General features: G+C 42.9%; 16 protein-coding genes. 6 read left to right on the top strand and 10 right to left on the bottom strand.

Annotation, left to right across the window (positions count from 1 at the left end):
* The first annotated feature begins 36 nt into the window (after positions 1-36).
* A complete protein-coding gene (glmS, locus tag IPP86_05690; protein MBL0138007.1) occupies positions 37-1,878 on the top strand; it encodes a glutamine--fructose-6-phosphate transaminase (isomerizing) in 1,842 nt (613 codons plus the stop codon).
* A 125-nt stretch (positions 1,879-2,003) separates the two neighbouring features.
* On the opposite strand, the gene IPP86_05695 is transcribed toward glmS, so the two are convergent.
* Complete coding sequence (locus IPP86_05695) at positions 2,004-5,561, bottom strand: hypothetical protein (GenBank protein ID MBL0138008.1); 3,558 nt, start codon at positions 5,559-5,561, stop codon at positions 2,004-2,006.
* 234 nt (positions 5,562-5,795) lie between these two features.
* Here IPP86_05695 and IPP86_05700 point away from each other — a divergent pair, with 234 nt between their 5' ends.
* On the top strand, positions 5,796-6,611 hold the full coding sequence (locus tag IPP86_05700) for an alpha/beta hydrolase (GenBank protein ID MBL0138009.1): 816 nt from the start codon (positions 5,796-5,798) through the stop codon (positions 6,609-6,611).
* Positions 6,612-6,786: 175 nt separating this feature from the next.
* Here the strand turns inward: IPP86_05700 and IPP86_05705 are convergent, their stop codons facing one another.
* The 5 genes from IPP86_05705 to IPP86_05725 all read right to left on the bottom strand — a co-directional run bounded on the left by IPP86_05705 (position 6,787) and on the right by IPP86_05725 (position 12,713).
* Positions 6,787-7,047, bottom strand: a complete 261-nt coding sequence (locus IPP86_05705) for a NifU family protein (GenBank protein MBL0138010.1) — start codon at positions 7,045-7,047, stop codon at positions 6,787-6,789.
* A 361-nt stretch (positions 7,048-7,408) separates the two neighbouring features.
* Entirely contained in the window at positions 7,409-8,512 is a 1,104-nt protein-coding gene (locus IPP86_05710) for an Mrp/NBP35 family ATP-binding protein (protein ID MBL0138011.1), read from the bottom strand.
* A gap of 64 nt (positions 8,513-8,576) precedes the next feature.
* Positions 8,577-8,927, bottom strand: a complete 351-nt coding sequence (locus tag IPP86_05715) for an MGMT family protein (protein MBL0138012.1) — start codon at positions 8,925-8,927, stop codon at positions 8,577-8,579.
* A 1,396-nt stretch (positions 8,928-10,323) separates the two neighbouring features.
* Positions 10,324-10,986: a tRNA (guanosine(46)-N7)-methyltransferase TrmB gene (trmB, locus tag IPP86_05720; protein MBL0138013.1), complete on the bottom strand. Its 663-nt coding sequence runs from the start codon at positions 10,984-10,986 to the stop codon at positions 10,324-10,326.
* A gap of 62 nt (positions 10,987-11,048) precedes the next feature.
* On the bottom strand, positions 11,049-12,713 hold the full coding sequence (locus IPP86_05725) for a T9SS type A sorting domain-containing protein (protein ID MBL0138014.1): 1,665 nt from the start codon (positions 12,711-12,713) through the stop codon (positions 11,049-11,051).
* A gap of 295 nt (positions 12,714-13,008) precedes the next feature.
* Here IPP86_05725 and IPP86_05730 point away from each other — a divergent pair, with 295 nt between their 5' ends.
* Positions 13,009-14,067 carry a glycosyltransferase gene (locus IPP86_05730; protein ID MBL0138015.1) on the top strand — a complete coding sequence of 353 codons (1,059 nt, stop codon included), beginning with the start codon at positions 13,009-13,011 and terminating at the stop codon, positions 14,065-14,067.
* Here the strand turns inward: IPP86_05730 and IPP86_05735 are convergent.
* A complete protein-coding gene (locus IPP86_05735) occupies positions 14,054-14,563 on the bottom strand; it encodes a hypothetical protein (protein MBL0138016.1) in 510 nt (169 codons plus the stop codon). The genes IPP86_05730 and IPP86_05735 overlap by 14 nt on opposite strands.
* 62 nt (positions 14,564-14,625) lie before the next feature.
* Here IPP86_05735 and IPP86_05740 point away from each other — a divergent pair, with 62 nt between their 5' ends.
* Entirely contained in the window at positions 14,626-15,135 is a 510-nt protein-coding gene (locus tag IPP86_05740; protein ID MBL0138017.1) for a gamma carbonic anhydrase family protein, read from the top strand.
* Positions 15,136-15,461: 326 nt separating this feature from the next.
* Here the strand turns inward: IPP86_05740 and IPP86_05745 are convergent, their stop codons facing one another.
* From IPP86_05745 to IPP86_05755, 3 genes are all read right to left on the bottom strand, one after another.
* Entirely contained in the window at positions 15,462-16,295 is an 834-nt protein-coding gene (locus tag IPP86_05745) for a glutamate racemase (protein MBL0138018.1), read from the bottom strand.
* A gap of 71 nt (positions 16,296-16,366) precedes the next feature.
* Complete coding sequence (locus IPP86_05750) at positions 16,367-18,307, bottom strand: hypothetical protein (GenBank protein ID MBL0138019.1); 1,941 nt, start codon at positions 18,305-18,307, stop codon at positions 16,367-16,369.
* A gap of 23 nt (positions 18,308-18,330) precedes the next feature.
* On the bottom strand, positions 18,331-18,714 hold the full coding sequence (locus IPP86_05755) for a hypothetical protein (GenBank protein ID MBL0138020.1): 384 nt from the start codon (positions 18,712-18,714) through the stop codon (positions 18,331-18,333).
* A 150-nt stretch (positions 18,715-18,864) separates the two neighbouring features.
* Between IPP86_05755 and IPP86_05760 the strand changes: the two genes are divergently transcribed.
* Positions 18,865-19,101: a hypothetical protein gene (locus IPP86_05760; GenBank protein MBL0138021.1), complete on the top strand. Its 237-nt coding sequence runs from the start codon at positions 18,865-18,867 to the stop codon at positions 19,099-19,101.
* Positions 19,029-19,409, top strand: coding sequence for a methylated-DNA--[protein]-cysteine S-methyltransferase (locus tag IPP86_05765; GenBank protein MBL0138022.1), 381 nt, complete (start codon positions 19,029-19,031; stop codon positions 19,407-19,409). The genes IPP86_05760 and IPP86_05765 overlap by 73 nt, the downstream gene beginning before the upstream one ends.
* Positions 19,410-19,533: the final 124 nt, after the last annotated feature.

Consider the following 19,533-nt stretch of genomic DNA (forward strand, 5'->3'; position numbering starts at 1 on the left):
GAGGAATTATTTTAACACAATTCTTATTCTAAAACTATGTGTGGAATCGTAGCTTATATCGGTAAGCGGGATGTTTACCCGATCCTGATCAAAGGCCTTCAGCGTCTTGAATATCGTGGTTATGACAGTGCAGGTATCGCGATCCTGAACGGTGATTTGAAAGTTTTCAAAAAAGCCGGAAAGGTTAGTGACCTTCATGCATTCGCGAAAGACAAAGACACTTCAGGTCACATCGGAATGGGACATACCCGTTGGGCCACTCACGGTGAACCGAATGATAAAAATGCTCACCCGCATTATTCCCAAAGCGGCAACTTCGCGATCATCCACAATGGAATCATTGAGAACTATTCTTCCATCAAAGCGGAGCTTACCAAGCGCGGACATATTTTCAAAAGCGATACTGATACAGAAGTATTGGTACATCTGATTGAAGATATCTTTGAGCATGGAAATGTATCGCTGGATGAAGCTGTTCGTCTGGCTCTTGGTGAAGTTATCGGAGCTTATGCTATCGTGGTATTGTCAAAGGATCATCCGAATGAACTGATCTGCGCACGTAAAGGAAGTCCGATCGTGCTTGGAGTAGGTAAAGAAAAAGGAGAATTTTTTGTCGCTTCAGACGCGACTCCGATTATTGAATACACCAACAACGTCATCTATCTCAACGATGGTGAAGTGGCCTATATCAACAACGGTACACTCACGGTGAAGACGATTGAGAATCAGGTAAAGACTCCATACATCCACGAACTTGAAATGAAACTCGAGCAGCTTGAGAAAGGCGGCTATGAGCATTTCATGCTGAAAGAAATTTACGAGCAACCGCGTTCCATCTGGGACAGTATGCGTGGACGTATCGACGCAACAAAAGGATTCCTGCGTTTGGGAGGAGTTGCTGAATATGAAAATAAATTCGTGAACGCGAAACGCATCCTGATCATCGGTTGCGGAACATCCTGGCATGCAGGACTGGTCGCTGAATACCTGATTGAAGACCTTGCACGGATTCCTGTTGAAGTAGAATACGCGTCCGAATTCCGTTACAGAAATCCGATCATTACAGAAAACGATATTGTTATTCCGATTTCACAGTCGGGCGAAACCGCGGATACATTGGCCGCGATTGAACTGGCCAAATCAAAAGGCGCGACAATTTTCGGAGTGTGTAATGTTGTTGGAGCATCTATTCCACGCGCAACACATGCCGGAGCATATACACATGCCGGTCCGGAGATTGGTGTTGCATCAACAAAGGCATTCACCGCGCAGGTGACTGTTCTCACATTGATCGCTCTTCAGATCGCACACGCACGAGGCACAATTACAGATTCACGTTATCATCAACTGATGAATGAGCTGGAAGCGATTCCCGCGAAAGTAGAACGCGTCCTCAAAACCAACGATCAGATCATGAAGCTTGCGGAAAAATTCAAAGACGCCCGCAACTTCCTCTATCTCGGTCGTGGTTATGGTTTCCCTGTCGCTCTCGAAGGCGCTCTGAAGCTGAAAGAAATTTCTTACATCCACGCGGAAGGTTATCCTGCCGCCGAAATGAAACACGGTCCGATCGCTCTGATTGACGACGAGATGCCGGTGGTTGTAATTGCCAATAAAAACGAAACCTACGAAAAGGTTGTCAGCAATATCCAGGAAGTAAAAGCGCGTAAAGGAATCATCATCGCCATCGTTACAGAAGGTGATCAGGTGGTGAACAAGATGGCCGATTACGTGATCGAGATCCCTGAAACAGACGACGTACTTATGCCGCTGATCTCTGTTGTACCACTTCAACTTTTATCCTACCACATCGCGGTATTACGCGGTTGTAATGTCGATCAGCCGAGGAATCTGGCGAAGTCGGTGACGGTCGAGTGATTGAATTGATGATTGATGATTTGTTGATTGATGATTGATGATTGATGATTGATGATTTTAATAATATAAAATCCGGGATGGTTTTCATTCCGGATTTTTTTTGGTTCAATTGTTTTGATTTTTTCTTATTCTATGATTAACCATTTTTTTCGGATGGGTAAAATTTTGTGATTTTGTTCTTCGATTCCTACGAGATAGATACCTTTTCCGTGAACATTGTAGAGCTCGACATCTTTTAGTTTTTCAAGCGGTTGATTTGAAATTGTCCGACCGGCAAGGTCTGTGATGACCAGATTTAATTGCAATCCTGAAATACTTCCTGACAAATGGAAATGTGTGCTTCGGGATGAGGGATTTGGAAACAATTCAAAGGAAAGATTATTCTCGGGAAAAGAATTAATTCCGGTGGGATCTTCAGCAACATTCACCGTATCACAAACTTCACATCCATTGGTATCCCTTGCACACAAAACATAAATTCCTGCAGGTAAATCCGTCACCATTGTGTCTGAAATAGTTCCAAGGTTAGGAACAATAGACCATGAATAAGGAGCAATGCCGCCGGACAATTGAACCTGAATCGAACCATTGTTGCAGCCAATACAGGTTGTGGATTGAACGACAGTCTGAATGGATACAGGAGCCGGAGCGGTAATGGCTTCTGTTTGTGTGAAGGTACATCCGTTTGCATCCGTGATCGTGGCAGAGTAAACGCCAACTGGAATATTTCTCAATTCCACCTGGAATGAATCGGGCATCGTCCATGGTAATGACACAGTAAAAGGAGCTGTTCCACCGACGACACAATATTTCAAAAAACCGCTGCTGTCATCTGAACAATTTAACCAGGTGACGTTTGAATCACATGGAATAAACGCCATTGGCGGAGCGCCCGGTATGCTAACCAATGCTGTGACTGAACAGCCATTAGCATCCGTAACAACAACTCTGCGGGACCCTGTAGAAAGATTTACTGCGGTAGCTGTAGTTTGTAAAAGCGGATCATTCCATTGGTATTGATATGGAGAATTTCCGCCACTTCCTGCAACTGTAGCCGATCCATCATTGTTAGCCGAACAAAGCGTTACAGGTGAAACAGAAGTAATGGTTACCGAAACGGAATTATTACTGACGGGAACAATAAATTTTTCTTCAAAGCGACAAGCATTTGCATCATAAATATAAACCGTATAGGTCCCGGGAAAAAGGTCGGACTGATTTTGATTCGAAGGATCATGAACAGAATCTTTTGGAATATTTTTCCATTCAAATCTAAAAGGCGGACTCCCTCCGCTGAGATTTAATTGAATGGAGCCATTGGCCTCACCATCACATGATACAGGTGTAATGATTGGATTTACTACCGGTCCGCCTGTTGGTACTGTTCCAATTGTGTAGGATGCGAAATAAGAACAAGCAACATCGTAAACAGTACTGATCAGGGTGTATGTACCCGGATATAAATTCTGAATCGAAGAAACCTTTTCACCAGTACTCCAGACATAGGAAACGGGATTGTAATTTGCAGGATTAAACACAGCATGCAAAGCTCCATTCGCGCTGCACGATGTAGCAGGGATTGAATCTGCCTGAATGCTGAGTGAATACGATTGAACAGGCGAATCCGTAACAAGAACATCATCGGTTTTTATACAACCAGTATACGGATCAGTAACAGTGACACTGTAATTCAATCGGCCAAAAGGAACCGTAATCCTGTCTGTTGTTTCTCCCGTATTCCATTGATAAGTTACACCACCTTCTCCATAGCGTGATGGTGCAGCAGTTGTATCCGTTGCATTCGCGATAATTGTGACAGTGTTATTTCCATTGCAATGCGCATTCAGATGCATCATTGGGTTGGGTTTGGCCTGAATGTAAATTGTATCGGATAAGCCGCCACATCCACCTGCATTTGTAACAAAACAGGAATAATGACCTGTTTGAGTTGCCTTGTAGGTGAGTGTTACAGCACCGGGAATAATTCTTCCATCACGATACCATTGATAGCCGCTCCCGGGTGTGGCTCTTAACCATGAATAAGATCCTTCACAAAAAATGCTGTCACCCCAGAGCGAAAGTTTCGGAGATCCTGCAACCAGCACTTGCTGATCGCATTGGTATCCGCCACATTCAGCATTGCCTTCATATTCCAAACGAAGATGTGCTGTATATCTTCCTATGGGTAAAATACACACAGGAAAAATCGATGTGTCGGCGAATTCAATAGATTTTCTTCCAGCAGCAGTGCCAATTGGCGGAAGATAGCTGGTTGAAATTCCGGTAATGCGCTGTCTATTGTAAGGGTACACTGACACAGAATCGGAGTCACGTGAGATCCAGAAAGAATAGGCGATCCCTGTTTCCGGAGGACCGATATAATTGAAAATAACCTGTGCAGTGCCGGCTGTGTTGCAACGAGGACTTGTTGAATAAAAGGTCAATGGATTTTTAAGTGCATCAAACATGTAGGATTTAGAAAACCACATGGCGCCACCGGGCTGAATTACATTTTCATGAGGAGAGTTAATTTGTGTGTATGGATGATTTCTCCAGGAACCGTAAAAAAGCATTTCTGCTGTGAATATATTGTTCGTGTACGCAAGCGGGAACCACGATCCGAGATAATCCGCAAAACCTCCCTGATCTATTGACTCAGCATAAAGTAATGGATGAAAATCGGTGCTGTCAGCCGTAAGTGAATCAGCGAACTGAAAGGTATACGAATGCACATAATAATTCGGATTACCGGTAAGGAAGGATATTTGTTCCCGGTCAATAATTTTTGGATGTGGATTACCGCAATTCGCGCATGGAGAACAATTTGAACAACCATCACACAAGTGTGCCACATCCGTAATCGAATAAGGAGTAGTACAATTAACAAGATTGGCGAGATAATCTTCCGTGAAGACAGGATATAGAGGATACAAATTATTATGTAACTGTTTGATAGAATACATATAATTTATCAGATCAGCATAATCCTGATAATCGGATGCACAGGTGTACCAAAATTCCAATTCAACATTCAACACATCGATATTCGCACCACATTCAGCGCATCGGTTCAGATCAGAAAGACGTAAGTAAAATTTGATAAATTCCGCAAGACGCTGTTCTCGTGACCCGTCAGGGTAAGTATTTTCTGCCATGCGCAAAGCGGGATTAAAGACCGGAGAATTCAATTGCTCCTGACGAAAACGGTATGGTTCTGTAGGAGGATAGCGTTCTGTAAAAGTCATGAGAGAATCAAAAAAAGATTCATTCCCGGCAATAGCACCAATCTGATCGATGCAATATTCATTTTTTGCTTTCTGAATAAATCGGCAAAAATGTTTTTCGAGGTCTTCATACTGCCGGGTATTTTCATTCCAGGCGGTACGATTCCGGCCCAGAATTTTTCCCATATCATAGGGAGCAATGTAGGTGATGTGATTTTGGGCACAATATTCCAGGATGGCATCTTCCCGCTCAAAGATACCGTCGCGGTTTGTATCCACAGACAAAACCGAAAATGCCTGATCAATTTCACCAGACGGTAATATCTTCAGAAAATGATCTAAATACATCCCGCGATGTGGATTTGATTCAGGTGCTACCTGTGCCAGGAGCATTGAATGAACCATGAATACATTCAAAACAAAAAAGCATAGAAAAGTGTAGTATATATTTTTTTTCATGAAATAAATTTAAGGATTAAAGCGAGCGAAAAAAGGACACCTCCCTTGTCCATAGGATAAATTACGTGAACGCTAAAAATTCAGTTGCGAAATTCGAACCCGAAAAAAGCAGGCATTGAGGATGATTTTGAGGGAAATATGAGAATCCCGGATCTTGTTAAAATCTTCTGTGTTTCAGGGGAATTATTTTTCATTGATTTCGTTACATTCGTCAACTACTTATTCTCTAAACAAATGAAACTATTGAAACAATCCCTTCTGCTGGTAACAGCCCTTCTTTGCGGGGTATCCGTTTATGCCCTCAATCCTTCCAAAGAATACAAGACTAAACCGGAAAAATACGGGATGACTTACAAGGAAGAAAAAGTGCCTACAAAAGACGGCGCCACTCTGAATGCCTGGTTTTTTGATTCCCCGAAAAAGACTTCCAACTGGATGATCATCAGTGGTAGTGGTGACGGGAACATGGCCGACAACATCGAAATCGCCGGACAATTCCTTTCCGCAGGATGGAACGTTGCGATGTATGATTACCGTGGTTATGGAGCAAGCAGTGAATTCGCCATCGATCCGGATACTTATATCTATCCTCAGTTTCTGAATGATCTCAATGCGATGCTGGATTACCTCCGCAAATCACGCGCGATCACAAAATTTGATCTCTACGGACAGAATATTGGCGCTGGCATTTCTCTGGGTGTTGGCGCGAATCGCACGGAGACCCGTAAGATCATCGCTGATGGCCCATGGACAGGACTCGAAATCATGAAGAAAAAAATGAAAGAGAAAAAAGGAAAAGATGTGATCATTCCTTTTGGTTTCGATAAAAACTACGAGCCAATGTATGCCTGCGACCGTACACGCGTGACTCTGAAAGGTGTGATGCTGATTGTATCTCCTCAGGATGAAATGCTCAATCCGAATGACATGAAATCATTGAAATGTGTTTCACAAACCTATGTTGTGAATGCCAGTCCGGGCAACGCGGAAAATTTCAATACAGATAAGAACGCCTATTTTGAGCGAGTGAATAAATTCCTCAATCAATAAGCAGTGATTGAGCATTCAGGTTTGGCTTGATTGCTTAATCTTAGATCTGATTAAAAAGACAATTATGATTTTAGCTGCCGGAAATTCCGGCAGCTTTTTTTTGTGATGTATGGAAATAAAAACGGGCTGTTGATTTTCGCAACAGCCCGTTTTCTATAAATTATTTTTAAGATAATTATGCGAGTGATTCTTCGTCTTCCTGAATGGCTTTTACCTCACGGATTTCCGGAACACTGCGGAGGATAGCCTGTTCGATTCCCGCTTTGAGCGTCATCGCGCTCATGCTGCAGGAACTGCACGCTCCATGAAAACGCAAACGCACAACCATGTCATCCGTGATATCGATCAGGGAAACATTGCCTTTATCGGCTTCCAGGTAGGGACGCAAAGTATCCAGGGCGTCTTCTACTCTCTTTACTAATTCAGGGGTGGTCATTTTTTTGGTTCCGAATTGATATTAAGTTATTGGGTTATTAAGTTATTAGGTTATTGAGTTATTAAGTTATTTCGCCACATTTTAAAGCTGTGATAATCTACAATCAACAATCTAAAATCAGCAATCTATTCGGTTATTAAGTTATTTCGCCACATTTTAAAGCTGTGATAATCTACAATCAACAATCTAAAATCAGCAATCGATTCGGTTATTAAGTTATTTCTCTACATTTTAAAGCTGTGATAATCTACAATCAACAATCTAAAATCAGCAATCTATTCGGTTATTAAGTTATTTCGCCACATTTTAAAGCTGTGATAATCTACAATCCTCAATCTAAAATCAGCAATCAACATTCCCTTCAATACGCCGACGCCACAACTTTCTCCGTCGGTGATTTTTCGGCGTTGCGGATGGCAACTTGTCGGATGACATTATCGGCAACGTCTTCGAAAGCTTTTGAAACCGGGGAGTCTTCGTCGAGCGCGATTGGAATACCTGTATCGCCACCTTCACGTACACTCTGCACCAATGGAATCTCACCAAGGAAAGGAACATTCAGTTGTGTAGCCATATTCCTTGCGCCTTCTTTTCCGAAAATATAATATTTATTCTGCGGCAATTCAGCAGGTGTAAAATAAGACATGTTTTCAATCAGTCCAAGTACAGGAACATTGATCTGTGGCATCTGGAACATGCTGATGCCCTTGCGCGCGTCGGCGAGAGCAACGTGCTGAGGAGTGCTCACAATTACAGCTCCGGTCACAGGGACAGCGGACACAAGCGTCAGATGAATATCGCCGGTTCCCGGAGGAAGATCGATGAGCATATAATCAAGGGCTCCCCATTCCGCGTCGCTGAACAACTGGTTCAGAGCTTTTGAAGCCATTGGTCCGCGCCATGGAATCGCCTGATTGGGATCTACGAGCATGCCGATGGAAAGTACTTTCACTCCGTATTTTTCAAAAGGCAGCATAAAAGTTTTGCCATCACGTTCGTTGACGAACAATCTTTCGTTTTCCAAACCAAACATGATGTGTTGGGACGGACCGTAAATATCCGCGTCAATCAGACCAACCTTCGCGCCTTTTTTCGCCAGCGCGACAGCAAGATTTGCAGCGACAGTAGATTTACCCACACCGCCTTTTCCGGAAGCAATCGCGATAATATTTCTTACTTCAGGAAGGAGCGCCTGGTTACTTGCCCGTGTACTGCTTGTACGTGCGGTCATGTTCACCGTAACATTTGCCTTCTCATCCACAAAATGAATGATGGCATTGATACACGCGTTACGAATCAGATCTTTGAGCGGACAAGCGGGAGTTGTAAGTACCACTGTGAAACTTACATTCATTTCATCCACAACAATATCCTCCACCATGTTGAGGGTGATCAGATCCTTTTTCAGATCCGGTTCAATCACATTGCGGAGAGCGTCAATTACCAGTTCTTTTGTAATAGCCATATCAAAATGTTAAGACAGCAAAGGTACAAAGAAGCAGGCTGAAAGCCTATTCCGGAGGCAGGATCTATAGCTTCAATTCCGAGGCCGGATCCCAGAAAATGGCCGAAAAATTAACAACTTTATCGTCTTTGATTTTAACACCTTCCTTTTCGAGCAATTCCTGCATCCGTGTGGGTGTACCAAAATGATGTTTTCCGGTGAGTAAACCATTCCTGTTAACCACCCTTTGCGCAGGAACTTTAGGGCGAACCGTATGCGCGTTGTTCATCGCCCAGCCCACCATCCGCGAAGATCTCGCCGATCCCAGGTACTTAGCAATCGCTCCATAGGACGTCACCCTTCCTTTCGGAATGAGGCGGACAACCGCGTAGACCTGATCGAAAAAGGATTCGAGTGTGGGTTTGCTTGAGGGCATATTGGCTTCGTGCAATGCTGCAAATGTATTTTAAATCCGGAAAATAATTTGGAACGAAAGTGCATTTCATTTTACTCCCGCCCTGCCCGTGCTTTGCTCGTTCCTCGCGGCGCCCGGGGTTAGGTTGCAGGGTGATTTGCGGTTCAATTGGTTGTTGGTTGTTGGTTGTTGGTTGTTGGTTGTTGGTTGTTGGTTGTTGGTTGTTGGTTGTTGGTTGTTGGTTGTTGGTTGTTGGTTGTTGGTTGTTGGTTGTTGGTTGTTGGTTGTTGGTTGTTGGTTGTTTATGAAAATTTAAAAAATCAACAATCTAAAAACCAAAAAAATATTGCGCCCTATAAATATCTGCTGAAGCGCGTGCCTTATAAATCAATTAAGTGATTGGAATAATGCATAGCTCTGAAACTATTTTTTTTCAATTGACCTAAAAGATCTCTGCGAGATGACGATCGCATGGTAAACATTATGTCGTCCAGATCACGCCGAATATATTTGGTAATATGAAACAAAGTTAATTCGGCGTGATCTGGACGACATAAACAAGATCAAGCTGCGGTCATCTCGCAGAGATCTTTTAGGTAATTTAGTATTATTCTCAATTGCAAAATAAGCAGTCCTCCATTTGCTCCAATTAATATCATTGTTCTCCCTTTGCAGAGGCTTAGGTTGTGGAGTGTTCTACAACAAAAGGCAGAAATTAAAATCTAAAATTATTTCTCTTTGCCAGGAAGTTTACGACTTGCTCTCGGGGTCTGAAATAATTTACTTAATTTAACAACGAGCTTAGTTTAGCTTATTCGTTGAGGCAATAAAAGTGGATTAAAATCCCACAGTTAAAAGACAACGGATGAATATCCGTCGAAGCGCGTGCTTAATAAATCATTAAATTGAAGAAAATAATGCACAGCTCTGAAACCATTTTTTCAGTTGACCTAAAAGATCTCTGCGAGATGACGATCGCATGGTATACGATCGTGTCGTCCAGATCAGGCTGCAGTCATCTCGCAGAGATCTTTTAGGTAATTTAGTATTATTCTCAATTGCAAAATAAGCAGTCCTCCATTTGCTCCAATTAATAACATTGCACTCTATTTGCAGGGGCTTAGGTTGTGGAGTGTTCTACAACAAAAGGCAAAAATTAAAATCTAAAATTATTTCTCTTTGCCAGGGGGTATACGACTTGCTCTTGTCAGCCCCCCAATAATTCGACCATTTAAAAAATAAAATAAGTAATGAAATAAATCACTCAGCAACCTAACCCCGGGCGGCGCGAGGGACGAGCAAAGCACGGGTGGGGCGGGATTGAGTAGGAGGAACAGGTCGTTCCAAAAAAAACTTTGCGCCCTCTGCGTCTTTGCGTGAAAATTTTTCGCCCCAATGGAGCAGAGGGCGCAGAGAGTTATAATGAAAATTTGAGGTAGCAGATGTTCAGTCCTTCTTTGAGCCAGATTTTTTCGTAGGTGGTTTTGATGGAAAGGACATCGTCCGCGAATTCGCTTTGATACAAATGATCGGTTTGAATTTCGATTTTTAAATTTTGTTCACGGATGACATCGAGTGTGAAATCGTAGAGAAATCGGCTGTCGGTTTTGAGGTTGACAAATCTTCCGGGTTTCAGAAATTGTCTGTACAAAGACAGGAATCGTGGCGAGGTAAGTCTTTTGTGATCGTGACTTTCACGGAGATGCGGATCGGGAAATGTGATCCAGATTTCATCGATTTCATCCGGACCAAAAAACGAGGCGATGTTTTCTATCTGGATGCGAAGAAAGCCCATGTTTTTGATCTTCTTCTCTACGCCGGTTTTCGCGCCGCGCCAGAGACGTGCTCCTTTCCAGTCGATACCAATGAAATTCTTTTCCGGAAATTTTTCCGCGAGATTTACGGTATACTCTCCCCTGCCACAACCCAATTCAAGAACGATGGGCGCCTGGTTCTGAAAAAAATTCTCATGCCACTTCCCTTTCAGACTGTGATCTACCGGCGGGTAGGTCACATAAGGTTGAATGAGATTTGGAAAGGTTTCATTTTCCGCGAAGCGTCGCAATTTATCTTTTCCCATAGTTCTTTGAAGCGGGCACGAAAATAGAAAATTCGTGCGAGATCAAATTATCACGTTTCGAATCAATCCTGACGGATCACTTCAAAGCGAAGTGTTTTTGTTTCTTTCTCATTGGCAACGCGTAGAAAATAAACACCTGCAGCCAAACCGGAAACATCAAAACTACGGATGGATGGAACACTTGTCCAGCTGCGCAGAATTTCACCGGTAGTGTTCAGCACAGTAACAGTGTATCTTGATGTTACTTGTCCGGGGATATTCAGTGTGATGAGATTGGAAGCAGGATTTGGATAAACCTTTACTGCTGCCTGATTCAATTCCGGAACACCAACACCAAGACTTCCATTCACTTCGATATTCTGTACATAAATGTCTGTGGATGTTCCGCTGCGATCATCCTGCCATGCGACAACGACCTGACGATTCTTCTCCTCGGTAACAGTAGCATTGCTCTTACCACTTGATGAAGTCGCGACGGATAAAATCTGATTCGACCATACAAAATTTCCGGTACTGTCGAACATGGCCGCAGAATAGGTATTTACCGGGAAAGCATCATCAGAATAATTGATCAGGAAACCTCTGCTGGTTTTTTGTCCGTAGGTCTGAGAAAATGAATTGACCGCAGTGACGACCATTGCTCCGTTAGCTCCAAGGAGTAGATTTCCGGATGGATCAACTTTCTGCATGTAGATTTCCGTACTTGTATTGTAGAAAGCATAAATATTTCCTGCATCATCGAGTGCCGCGGAAATATTATCGAGTGCGAGCGATCCCGGAACAGATACAACATCCTGTCCGTTCGCCGCAAGCAATGAATTTCCGTTTGCATCGATGTGTTGCACATAACCATCAAGATAAACACCGCTTCCGCGGCCGTCCATCCAGGCAACAACGCAACCTTCATTGCCATCTGAAAACGGATTCATGGTGAGGATAAAGGGAATACTTCCTGCAGTTTGAAAACCGATATCGCCACCCCAGAGCGATTGCGCGCTGAGTCCGAATTTATTGATGGAAAGTTCCAACTGCGATGCCGAGAAACCGGGAGCATTCGCTTTCTTAAAGAGCAGATAAAAGCTGGTATCGTTGCAAAGCACAAGACGAGGATAGCTGAAATAACGCAATCCGGTTCCGCTGTGTTCGTAGTGTAAATAACCGTTCTGTCCCCACAATCTTGTTCCGTCAGCGGAAACACGCTGAATATAAATTCCCGTTGAATCATCAGATTGCCATGCGATAATCGTGGACTGATCGGGCATTGGCAATACTTGCGGATTCACATCCGTATTCGCGCCGAAGGAAAGCTGCAAGCCACCATTGCCCCATACGAGGAGACTATCTGGAGAAACACGTGAAGCAAAGACATCAAAATTTCCTGTACGGCTGTCTTCCCAAGCGGCCACAGCATGATCTTCCGGACCCATGGCCATGGAATATACGGTTGTAAAAGTTTGGGAGTGATCATCATCACTCAGCAATTTACCGGTGCTTCCCCACTGTGGATAACCAAGCGCATCCACTTTTTGCATGTAGATGCTGTATCCTCCTCCATTTGGAAGACGATAACTGATATAAGTATTGCCGGAGCTGTCGGCAACAGCGATAGGATCCACACATTCCTGGCCCAGGGCGGCGAGTGTATTGAGTGCAGGATCACTTGCCCATTGAGCGTTGGCAATTACAAAGGAAAACAGGGATAATACAAGCGTAGATATTCTTTTCATCGGTTTGAATTTGGCGATCTAAATTAAACAATAAAATTGATCCTGATTTGGCAAAAACACATCAGGTGAAAGTTCATTTCGCCCTTTCTTTTACGTATCTCTTGTCCACTATTTTAATAATTCTGCTTAAGATCCCTGAGGTGCACATTCATAAGCTAAACGGCTCGAAAAATACTTCATTCCTGAAACACGGAGGTTCACAGAGTATCCCACAGAGTAACGCAGAGAAAACATGGCATTTGACGTATGGATTGATCATAGAAAATTACCTTAACTTTACTTTTTTGAAAGGAAAATGTCTTCACCGAAACGCATACTTGTTGCTCCGCTGGACTGGGGCCTTGGTCACGCCACGCGCTGTGTGCCGCTGATCCGGCGTTTCCGTGAGGAAGGACATGAAGTGATCCTTACCTGCAGTGGAAATGCGGCAACATTTTTACGGAGCGAATTTCCGGATCTCACTTTTATAGAAAGAAAGGGATATGGAATCCGTTACTCTTTGCACATTCCAATGACGCTGATAATGTTTTTGCAGGCGCCAAAAATTTTACTCAGCATTTACCGGGAACATCAGTGGCTGAAAAAAATTCAAAAGCAATTTCAACCTGACGAGGTTGTTTCGGATAATTGCTACGGCTTGTGGAACAAAAACATGCGAAGCATTTTCATGACGCATCAGCTGATGATCAAATGTCCTCCCGGTTTGAAATGGATGGAGCCACTGTTGCATCGCGTGGTACGATGGTTTGTCTCGAGATACGATGAATGCTGGATTCCCGATGTTGCCGACAACTACAATCTATCAGGCGATCTCTCCCACAAATATTCCTTGCCGAAGAATGCAAAATTTATCGGGAGCCTGAGTCGATTTGTTTTTTCTCAGAATGACACAACAACAAAATATGATTTGTGCATTCTGCTCAGTGGTCCAGAGCCACAGCGAACAGCTCTGGAAGAAGAATGTTTACTTGCATTAAAAACTATTAAAGGAAAAGCAATTCTGATCCAGGGAAAACCGGGAGCTAAAGAAAGTTCCACTGGAAATGAAAAACTAAGGATTGTTTCTCATCTGGAGAGTGATGAACTCCAATCTGTCTTGCAGCAATCGGAAAGAATCATCTGTCGGTCAGGTTACTCTACAGTGATGGATTTATTTGAGCTGAAAAAAGGAGCCCTTTTAATTCCAACGCCCGGACAAACAGAGCAGGAATATCTTGCTGTTTATCTTGATGGAAAATTTGGTTTTAAGACTTTAAATAAAAATGAACGCATATCCGACTGGATAAAATCGATTCCGGTTAAAACAGAGCTGGAAAAAGTAAAGAAAGAAGAAACCCTGATCAGTGTGTATTGAAAATAAATTCAGGAGTAGTGATCGTGTTGCTTTGATGCAGACCGCGATCGTAAATGAAAATATCGTATTTCATCGTATCGTTCACGAGAGGAAAAGGAAGATTGAGTTCGCGGAGAATTTCTCCTTTCAAAGCTTTGTTTTTTCCATCCGGAGTCAGGTAAGGAATGCGTGAACTCACGGGAGTATCAATGGTGTTCCAAACTCCGTTTTGTTTGATGAACATTTTTACAATAAAATTATTGTAATACTGACTTGTAGGATCGTCAAAAATCGGGTCGTTTTCTCCGGACTCACGACTCTTGTAACCGATATCTCCGTCTCCATCGGTGAAAGAAATGGTCACATAAAACAACTGATCAAAACCCTGCTGATCTTTTGTGGTATAGGCTGATTTGTATTCAATTGCAGGTATAACAGGATACTCTTCGGGCTTCTTGCAGGCATAGACCAGCAGTGTAGTGAAGATGAGGACTGTAAAAAATCGGAAGTACTTCATGGATACAATTGAAAGGCTAAATTTACAAAATATTTGAACGAAATTTCCAGCAAATTCATTTTATGGCACTTCTGTTACCTGTTAAAGGAATCCACCCTGTTTTTGGGGAAAATTGTTTTTTGGCGCCAAATGCCACAGTCGTTGGTGATGTGGTGATGGGAAAAAGCTGCAGTGTATGGTTTAACGCTGTTGTGCGCGGAGATGTGCATTCTATCCGTATTGGCGATAAAGTCAATATCCAGGACGGAGCGATTATCCATTGCACCTATCAGAAAGCGGCAACCGTGATCGGTAACAATGTGAATATCGGACACAATGCACTGGTGCATGGGTGTACTTTAAAAGACAATGTCCTGGTTGGAATGGGCGCGATCATCATGGATCATGCAGTTGTGGAACCGTTTAGCATCGTGGCTGCAGGATCAATAGTTCTTGAAAACACCATTGTTGAATCCGGATTCATTTATGCCGGAGCCCCCGCAAAAAAAATCAAAGCCATCAGCGCCGAACAAAGACTCCTACTCGAAGAACTGGCGGACAGGTATGTGATGTATAGTGGGTGGTATAAGTGAGGGACGATTGGATTGTTGATTGATGATTGTAGATTGATGATTGTAGATTATCGCGAATGTAAAGAGCCGTCAAATAACCGAATGGATTGATGATTGTTGATTGCTGATTGTAGATTGTAGATTATCGCGAATGTAAAGAGCCGTCAAATAACCGAATGGATTGCTGATTGTAGATTGCTGATTGTAGATTATCCGAATGTAAATTGCCGTCAAATAACCGAATGGATTGCTGATTATAGATTGCTGATTGTAGATTATCGCGAATGTAAAGAGCCGTCAAATAACCGAATAACTCAATAACCCATTAAACCAACCCGGAACCCAACCTACATCCAAATATCCTTCTTCTCCAGATGTATTTTATTTTTGAAAAAGTACTTGGTGCTTTCTTCGAATGATTTTGTAAAATCGGAAACGTAGAAATGGTGTATGGGTTTGCGTTTGGGGGCGAGTTGCTTTTCTTTTTTCAGAATATCTTTCACTGAATCCGCGACGACGCCGGCGGAATCGACGATATCAATTCCATTTTTGTAATACTCTTCTACTTCTTTTTTAATGAGCGGATAATGAGTGCAGGCGAGAATGAGGGAGTCGATCTTCGCGAGTTTCCGGCTATCCAGATAGGAAGCAATTACTGTCCGGCTGATCTTGTTATCAAAGAATCCTTCTTCGATCATTGGAGCAAGTAATGGCGTGGCGAGTGAAGCCACTTCCAGTTTTTTTCCTTTGGTATGAATTTTCTTCGCGTAGATATCGCTTTTGATGGTGCCTTTGGTACCGATCACGCCAATTTTATGATGCTTCTTATTGCCAGTAACATAATCCACAACCGGATCGATTACATTGACGACCGGTACGGCATTGCCTACAAAATCTTTGACGGTTTCGTAAGCCATTGCGGAAGCTGTATTGCAGGCGATCACGATCATTTTACAATTTTCCTTGAGCAAAAACTGACTGATCCGGATCGCGTAATACTTGATCGAATCGGGCGATTTGTCGCCATAAGGCAAATGCGCGGTATCCCCGAAATAAACGAGGGATTCATTCGGCAATACATTCTGAATGGCGTTGGCGACAGTCAGCCCGCCGATTCCTGAATCGAAAATTCCGATGGGACGATTGGCGGACACTCCGCCCGGCTTCTTTTTAGCAGTCATAGGTAAGGCAAAAGTAAAACTCCACAGCGTTCAGAAAGCCTCTGTCTCAAAATATTTGTTCACCAAATAGCTCAGGCTTTTTTCCTGCCGAGTTTGCCACGGACATCCAGATAATCGATGTAGTACAGGAGTTTCAATGAAAAGCTGTTCAGCTGATCCGCGGCGAGCGTACGGTCGAGGTTGCGGAAATAGGGATTGATCAGATCCTGACCGACATCCTGGATACTGTTTTTCCAAACCAGATTGAACTCGCTGCCCGGCGCGAAATGCCAGGAATAGACCATGTCAACATTGAACAGATTGAAATTGATATTTGTATTTCCCGTAAAGCTTGTATTCGGCGTCAGTTCTCCGTCTTCCAGGAGCGTGTAATATTGCTTGTCGTTCACGTTTGAAAAATAGTGTCTTCCACGCAGCTGAATACCCATGGCATTGTTGAAAGTATATTTTATACTCAGGATGTTTTCAACCGTTTTCCGGTCCCGGCGTGCAAACAGAATATCATTGTTGCTTTCATCAACGGTAGCATACCCTGCATAATTGTAACGCGGACCGATGATCGTTTCAAAACTTACAGCCAGGTGATCATTGAATCTGAAATTCTGATATAGGTCTGAATCAAAACCCCAGCCTTTAAAACGGTCTTTGAATTTTACATAGTAGAAATAACTTACGTAATATTTTTTGGAATAATTGGTCGAGAGGTTAATTCCAAAACCGTTATAAGGCAATTCTTTGTACACTCTTCCGGGCTGACGGGCCTCATAAAAATCATTGGCATATACCGGATTGAGATCGGCGTTGAGATTGAGCGACCATAGGTTTTTAAATTGTGTATAATTCCAGATGTAGAAATAAAAACTCTGGAAAGATCTCGGAAGATATCTGGAAAGATACCACATCCCTACTCCTGTATTGTTTCTGTTATACCATTTGCCCGGTTTGAAAATATTATAACTCATGTCGACCTGCTGGTCAATTTCATTGTTGTTGAATAAAATCCCAAGGTCGTTCGGGTCGTATTTATCATCCCACAAGTATTGACCGAGAGTAAATGAGAATTTTCCGCTAGTTTTTCCCGCGGTAACCATGTAATGATAGCCTTCAAGAGTATGATCTGTGAGGTTGTATTGCCGGCTGGTTGCCACTTTACCGGAGACATTGTAGGTATTGGTTTTGTCATTCACCGAAAACATACCTGCTGTGAGATTCGCGTCATAGGTTGAACCGTTGCGAATCACATTTGTATTGAGCAACGTGACGGATGAACTGTTTTTGAGTGACTGGTCAAAGACAAGAATATTGTAATTCGTCAAAGGCTGAGTTTCAATTTCGCGTTTTTGTCCTTCTGTACTTTCGAGTGTCGCGTACATCGGTCGTGTCACAGCATTGAATACACCTATTCCCAGACCGCCACTGGTGCGGCCGGAGACTTTGGTGGCATTGAGTAATTTTGATTCCGAAGGATTTTTGATGACTGTTTCGTCAGCGCCGGCTTCATCGTAAGGTTTGTAATAATTCACCGGTTCGCTTCCGATCCGGCGGGAGTAGAAAAATCCACCTTTATTAAACAGCTCAGTTCCTTCTGTAAAAAATCCGCGGTTCTCATTGTAACGGATTTCAAATGGTGTCAGGTTCAGAATCCGATTGTCTGATTGCACCTGTCCAAAGTCAGGGATCAGTGTCATGTCAAGCGTAAAACTCTGACTGATTCCATATTTCAAATCCATTCCACCATTGATATTGGTATTGGTGTTTTTTAGTCCGGTTGTATTGTATGGGTAATGATCGATGTAGGCGGAAATATAGGGTGAGAGCGAAAGCCTTACCGGTGGTTTGATGTTTTTGATCTCTGACATTTCTCCCCATTGTGTCATAAAACCATTCACTGAAGGATCCACTTTACTCCAGAACAATTGCTGACTGGAAACATCACGTGTACGCATGAAATTGACGGCCCAGGTTTGCACTTCTTTTTTCGGAAAACGAAGTGCAGAATAAGGAATTCTCAATTCAGCATACCAGTTGTTTCCTTCTATTCTGGTGGCACTTTCCCAAACTGCATTCCAACTTGGATCTTCGGGCTACCGATATTGTCACGTGTGCTAAGTTCATGATGGATGCTATCGGGCGAAACATCGTGCATACAGGCAGCGACATAAACAGCCATATCATCATAAGAAATATATACTTCAGTGGAAAGATCATCGCGTTCCGAGCGGCCGGCAACGGGTCTGGTTTCGGTGAAGCCTTTTACTTTACAGGAAGATTTCCAGCAATCGTCATTGATGATTCCGTCAATTTTTGGAGGCTGTGAAATTCTTTCAGCCTTGAGAGCACGGCGAACTTCATCCGTTGCAAAAATTTGCATTGAGTGTAAAGAAAAAAGAAGGAAAAAGAGCAGTAGGCGTTTAATCATGGGATCAATGGATAATACTGGGACGCTTTAAGCCGGTAATTTGTTACAATGCAGAATGAATCCAGGCTTCCTGTAAATTAACGCAATCGGACCTTTGAACTTTGTTAACGAAATGTCAATTATTCAGGATTTGTTAAATTTTATTTTGGATTGAAAATTTTAAAATTCCACCGTCAAGTTCGTCAGAAACATCCTACTTTTACAAAAATGAATTCCACTGCCTATATCTCCTCCGCATTGGGCTGGCTTGAAATTGCTTCATCGGGTGAGGCAATTTGTAAGTTGAGTTTGCTCGATAAAGAACCTGCACTCTCATCCAGAATCAGCCGTCTCCTGTCATCAAAACCTGTATCGAAGAATTGCATGCATTTTTCGAAGGGAGCCTAACTCAATTCAGTGTTCCGGTTGCACAGGAGGGAACAATCTTTCAGCAAAGAGTTTGGGCCGAGCTTTTAAAAATTCCTTTTGGAGAAACGATCAGCTATCTTGAACTCAGCCGACGGATAGGCGATGAAAAAGCAATCCGCGCTGTGGGTACAACGAATGGCAAAAACCAGATCGCGATTATTGTTCCATGTCATCGGGTAATCGGGTCGAATGGTACTTTAACAGGTTATGCAGGTGGACTTTGGAGAAAGCAATGGTTGCTGGAGCATGAAATGAAAATTAAACATGGGGTGAGGATGTTGTTTTGAATTCTCCGTTGATTTTCTGGCAATATTCAAGAGCTAAAAATTTTTTCGCGCAAAGGCGCAAAGGTGAGACGCAAAGGGCGAGAAGAGGCTTGTGAAATAGAAATCAACCACCATTTGCTTCAAT

This window comes from Bacteroidota bacterium, assembly GCA_016720935.1.
Taxonomy (GTDB): domain Bacteria; phylum Bacteroidota; class Bacteroidia; order AKYH767-A; family 2013-40CM-41-45; genus JADKJP01.

Coding starts and splice junctions, on each gene's coding strand:
- IPP86_05725 (MBL0138014.1), bottom strand. CDS start 12,713: ATGAAAAGAATATCTACGCTTGTATTATCCCTGTTTTCCTTTGTAATT.
- IPP86_05700 (MBL0138009.1), top strand. CDS start 5,796: ATGAAACTATTGAAACAATCCCTTCTGCTGGTAACAGCCCTTCTTTGC.
- IPP86_05705 (MBL0138010.1), bottom strand. CDS start 7,047: ATGACCACCCCTGAATTAGTAAAGAGAGTAGAAGACGCCCTGGATACT.
- IPP86_05740 (MBL0138017.1), top strand. CDS start 14,626: ATGGCACTTCTGTTACCTGTTAAAGGAATCCACCCTGTTTTTGGGGAA.
- IPP86_05735 (MBL0138016.1), bottom strand. CDS start 14,563: ATGAAGTACTTCCGATTTTTTACAGTCCTCATCTTCACTACACTGCTG.
- IPP86_05745 (MBL0138018.1), bottom strand. CDS start 16,295: ATGACTGCTAAAAAGAAGCCGGGCGGAGTGTCCGCCAATCGTCCCATC.
- IPP86_05695 (MBL0138008.1), bottom strand. CDS start 5,561: ATGAAAAAAAATATATACTACACTTTTCTATGCTTTTTTGTTTTGAAT.
- IPP86_05710 (MBL0138011.1), bottom strand. CDS start 8,512: ATGGCTATTACAAAAGAACTGGTAATTGACGCTCTCCGCAATGTGATT.
- trmB (MBL0138013.1), bottom strand. CDS start 10,986: ATGGGAAAAGATAAATTGCGACGCTTCGCGGAAAATGAAACCTTTCCA.
- IPP86_05715 (MBL0138012.1), bottom strand. CDS start 8,927: ATGCCCTCAAGCAAACCCACACTCGAATCCTTTTTCGATCAGGTCTAC.
- IPP86_05755 (MBL0138020.1), bottom strand. CDS start 18,714: ATGATTAAACGCCTACTGCTCTTTTTCCTTCTTTTTTCTTTACACTCA.
- glmS (MBL0138007.1), top strand. CDS start 37: ATGTGTGGAATCGTAGCTTATATCGGTAAGCGGGATGTTTACCCGATC.
- IPP86_05730 (MBL0138015.1), top strand. CDS start 13,009: ATGTCTTCACCGAAACGCATACTTGTTGCTCCGCTGGACTGGGGCCTT.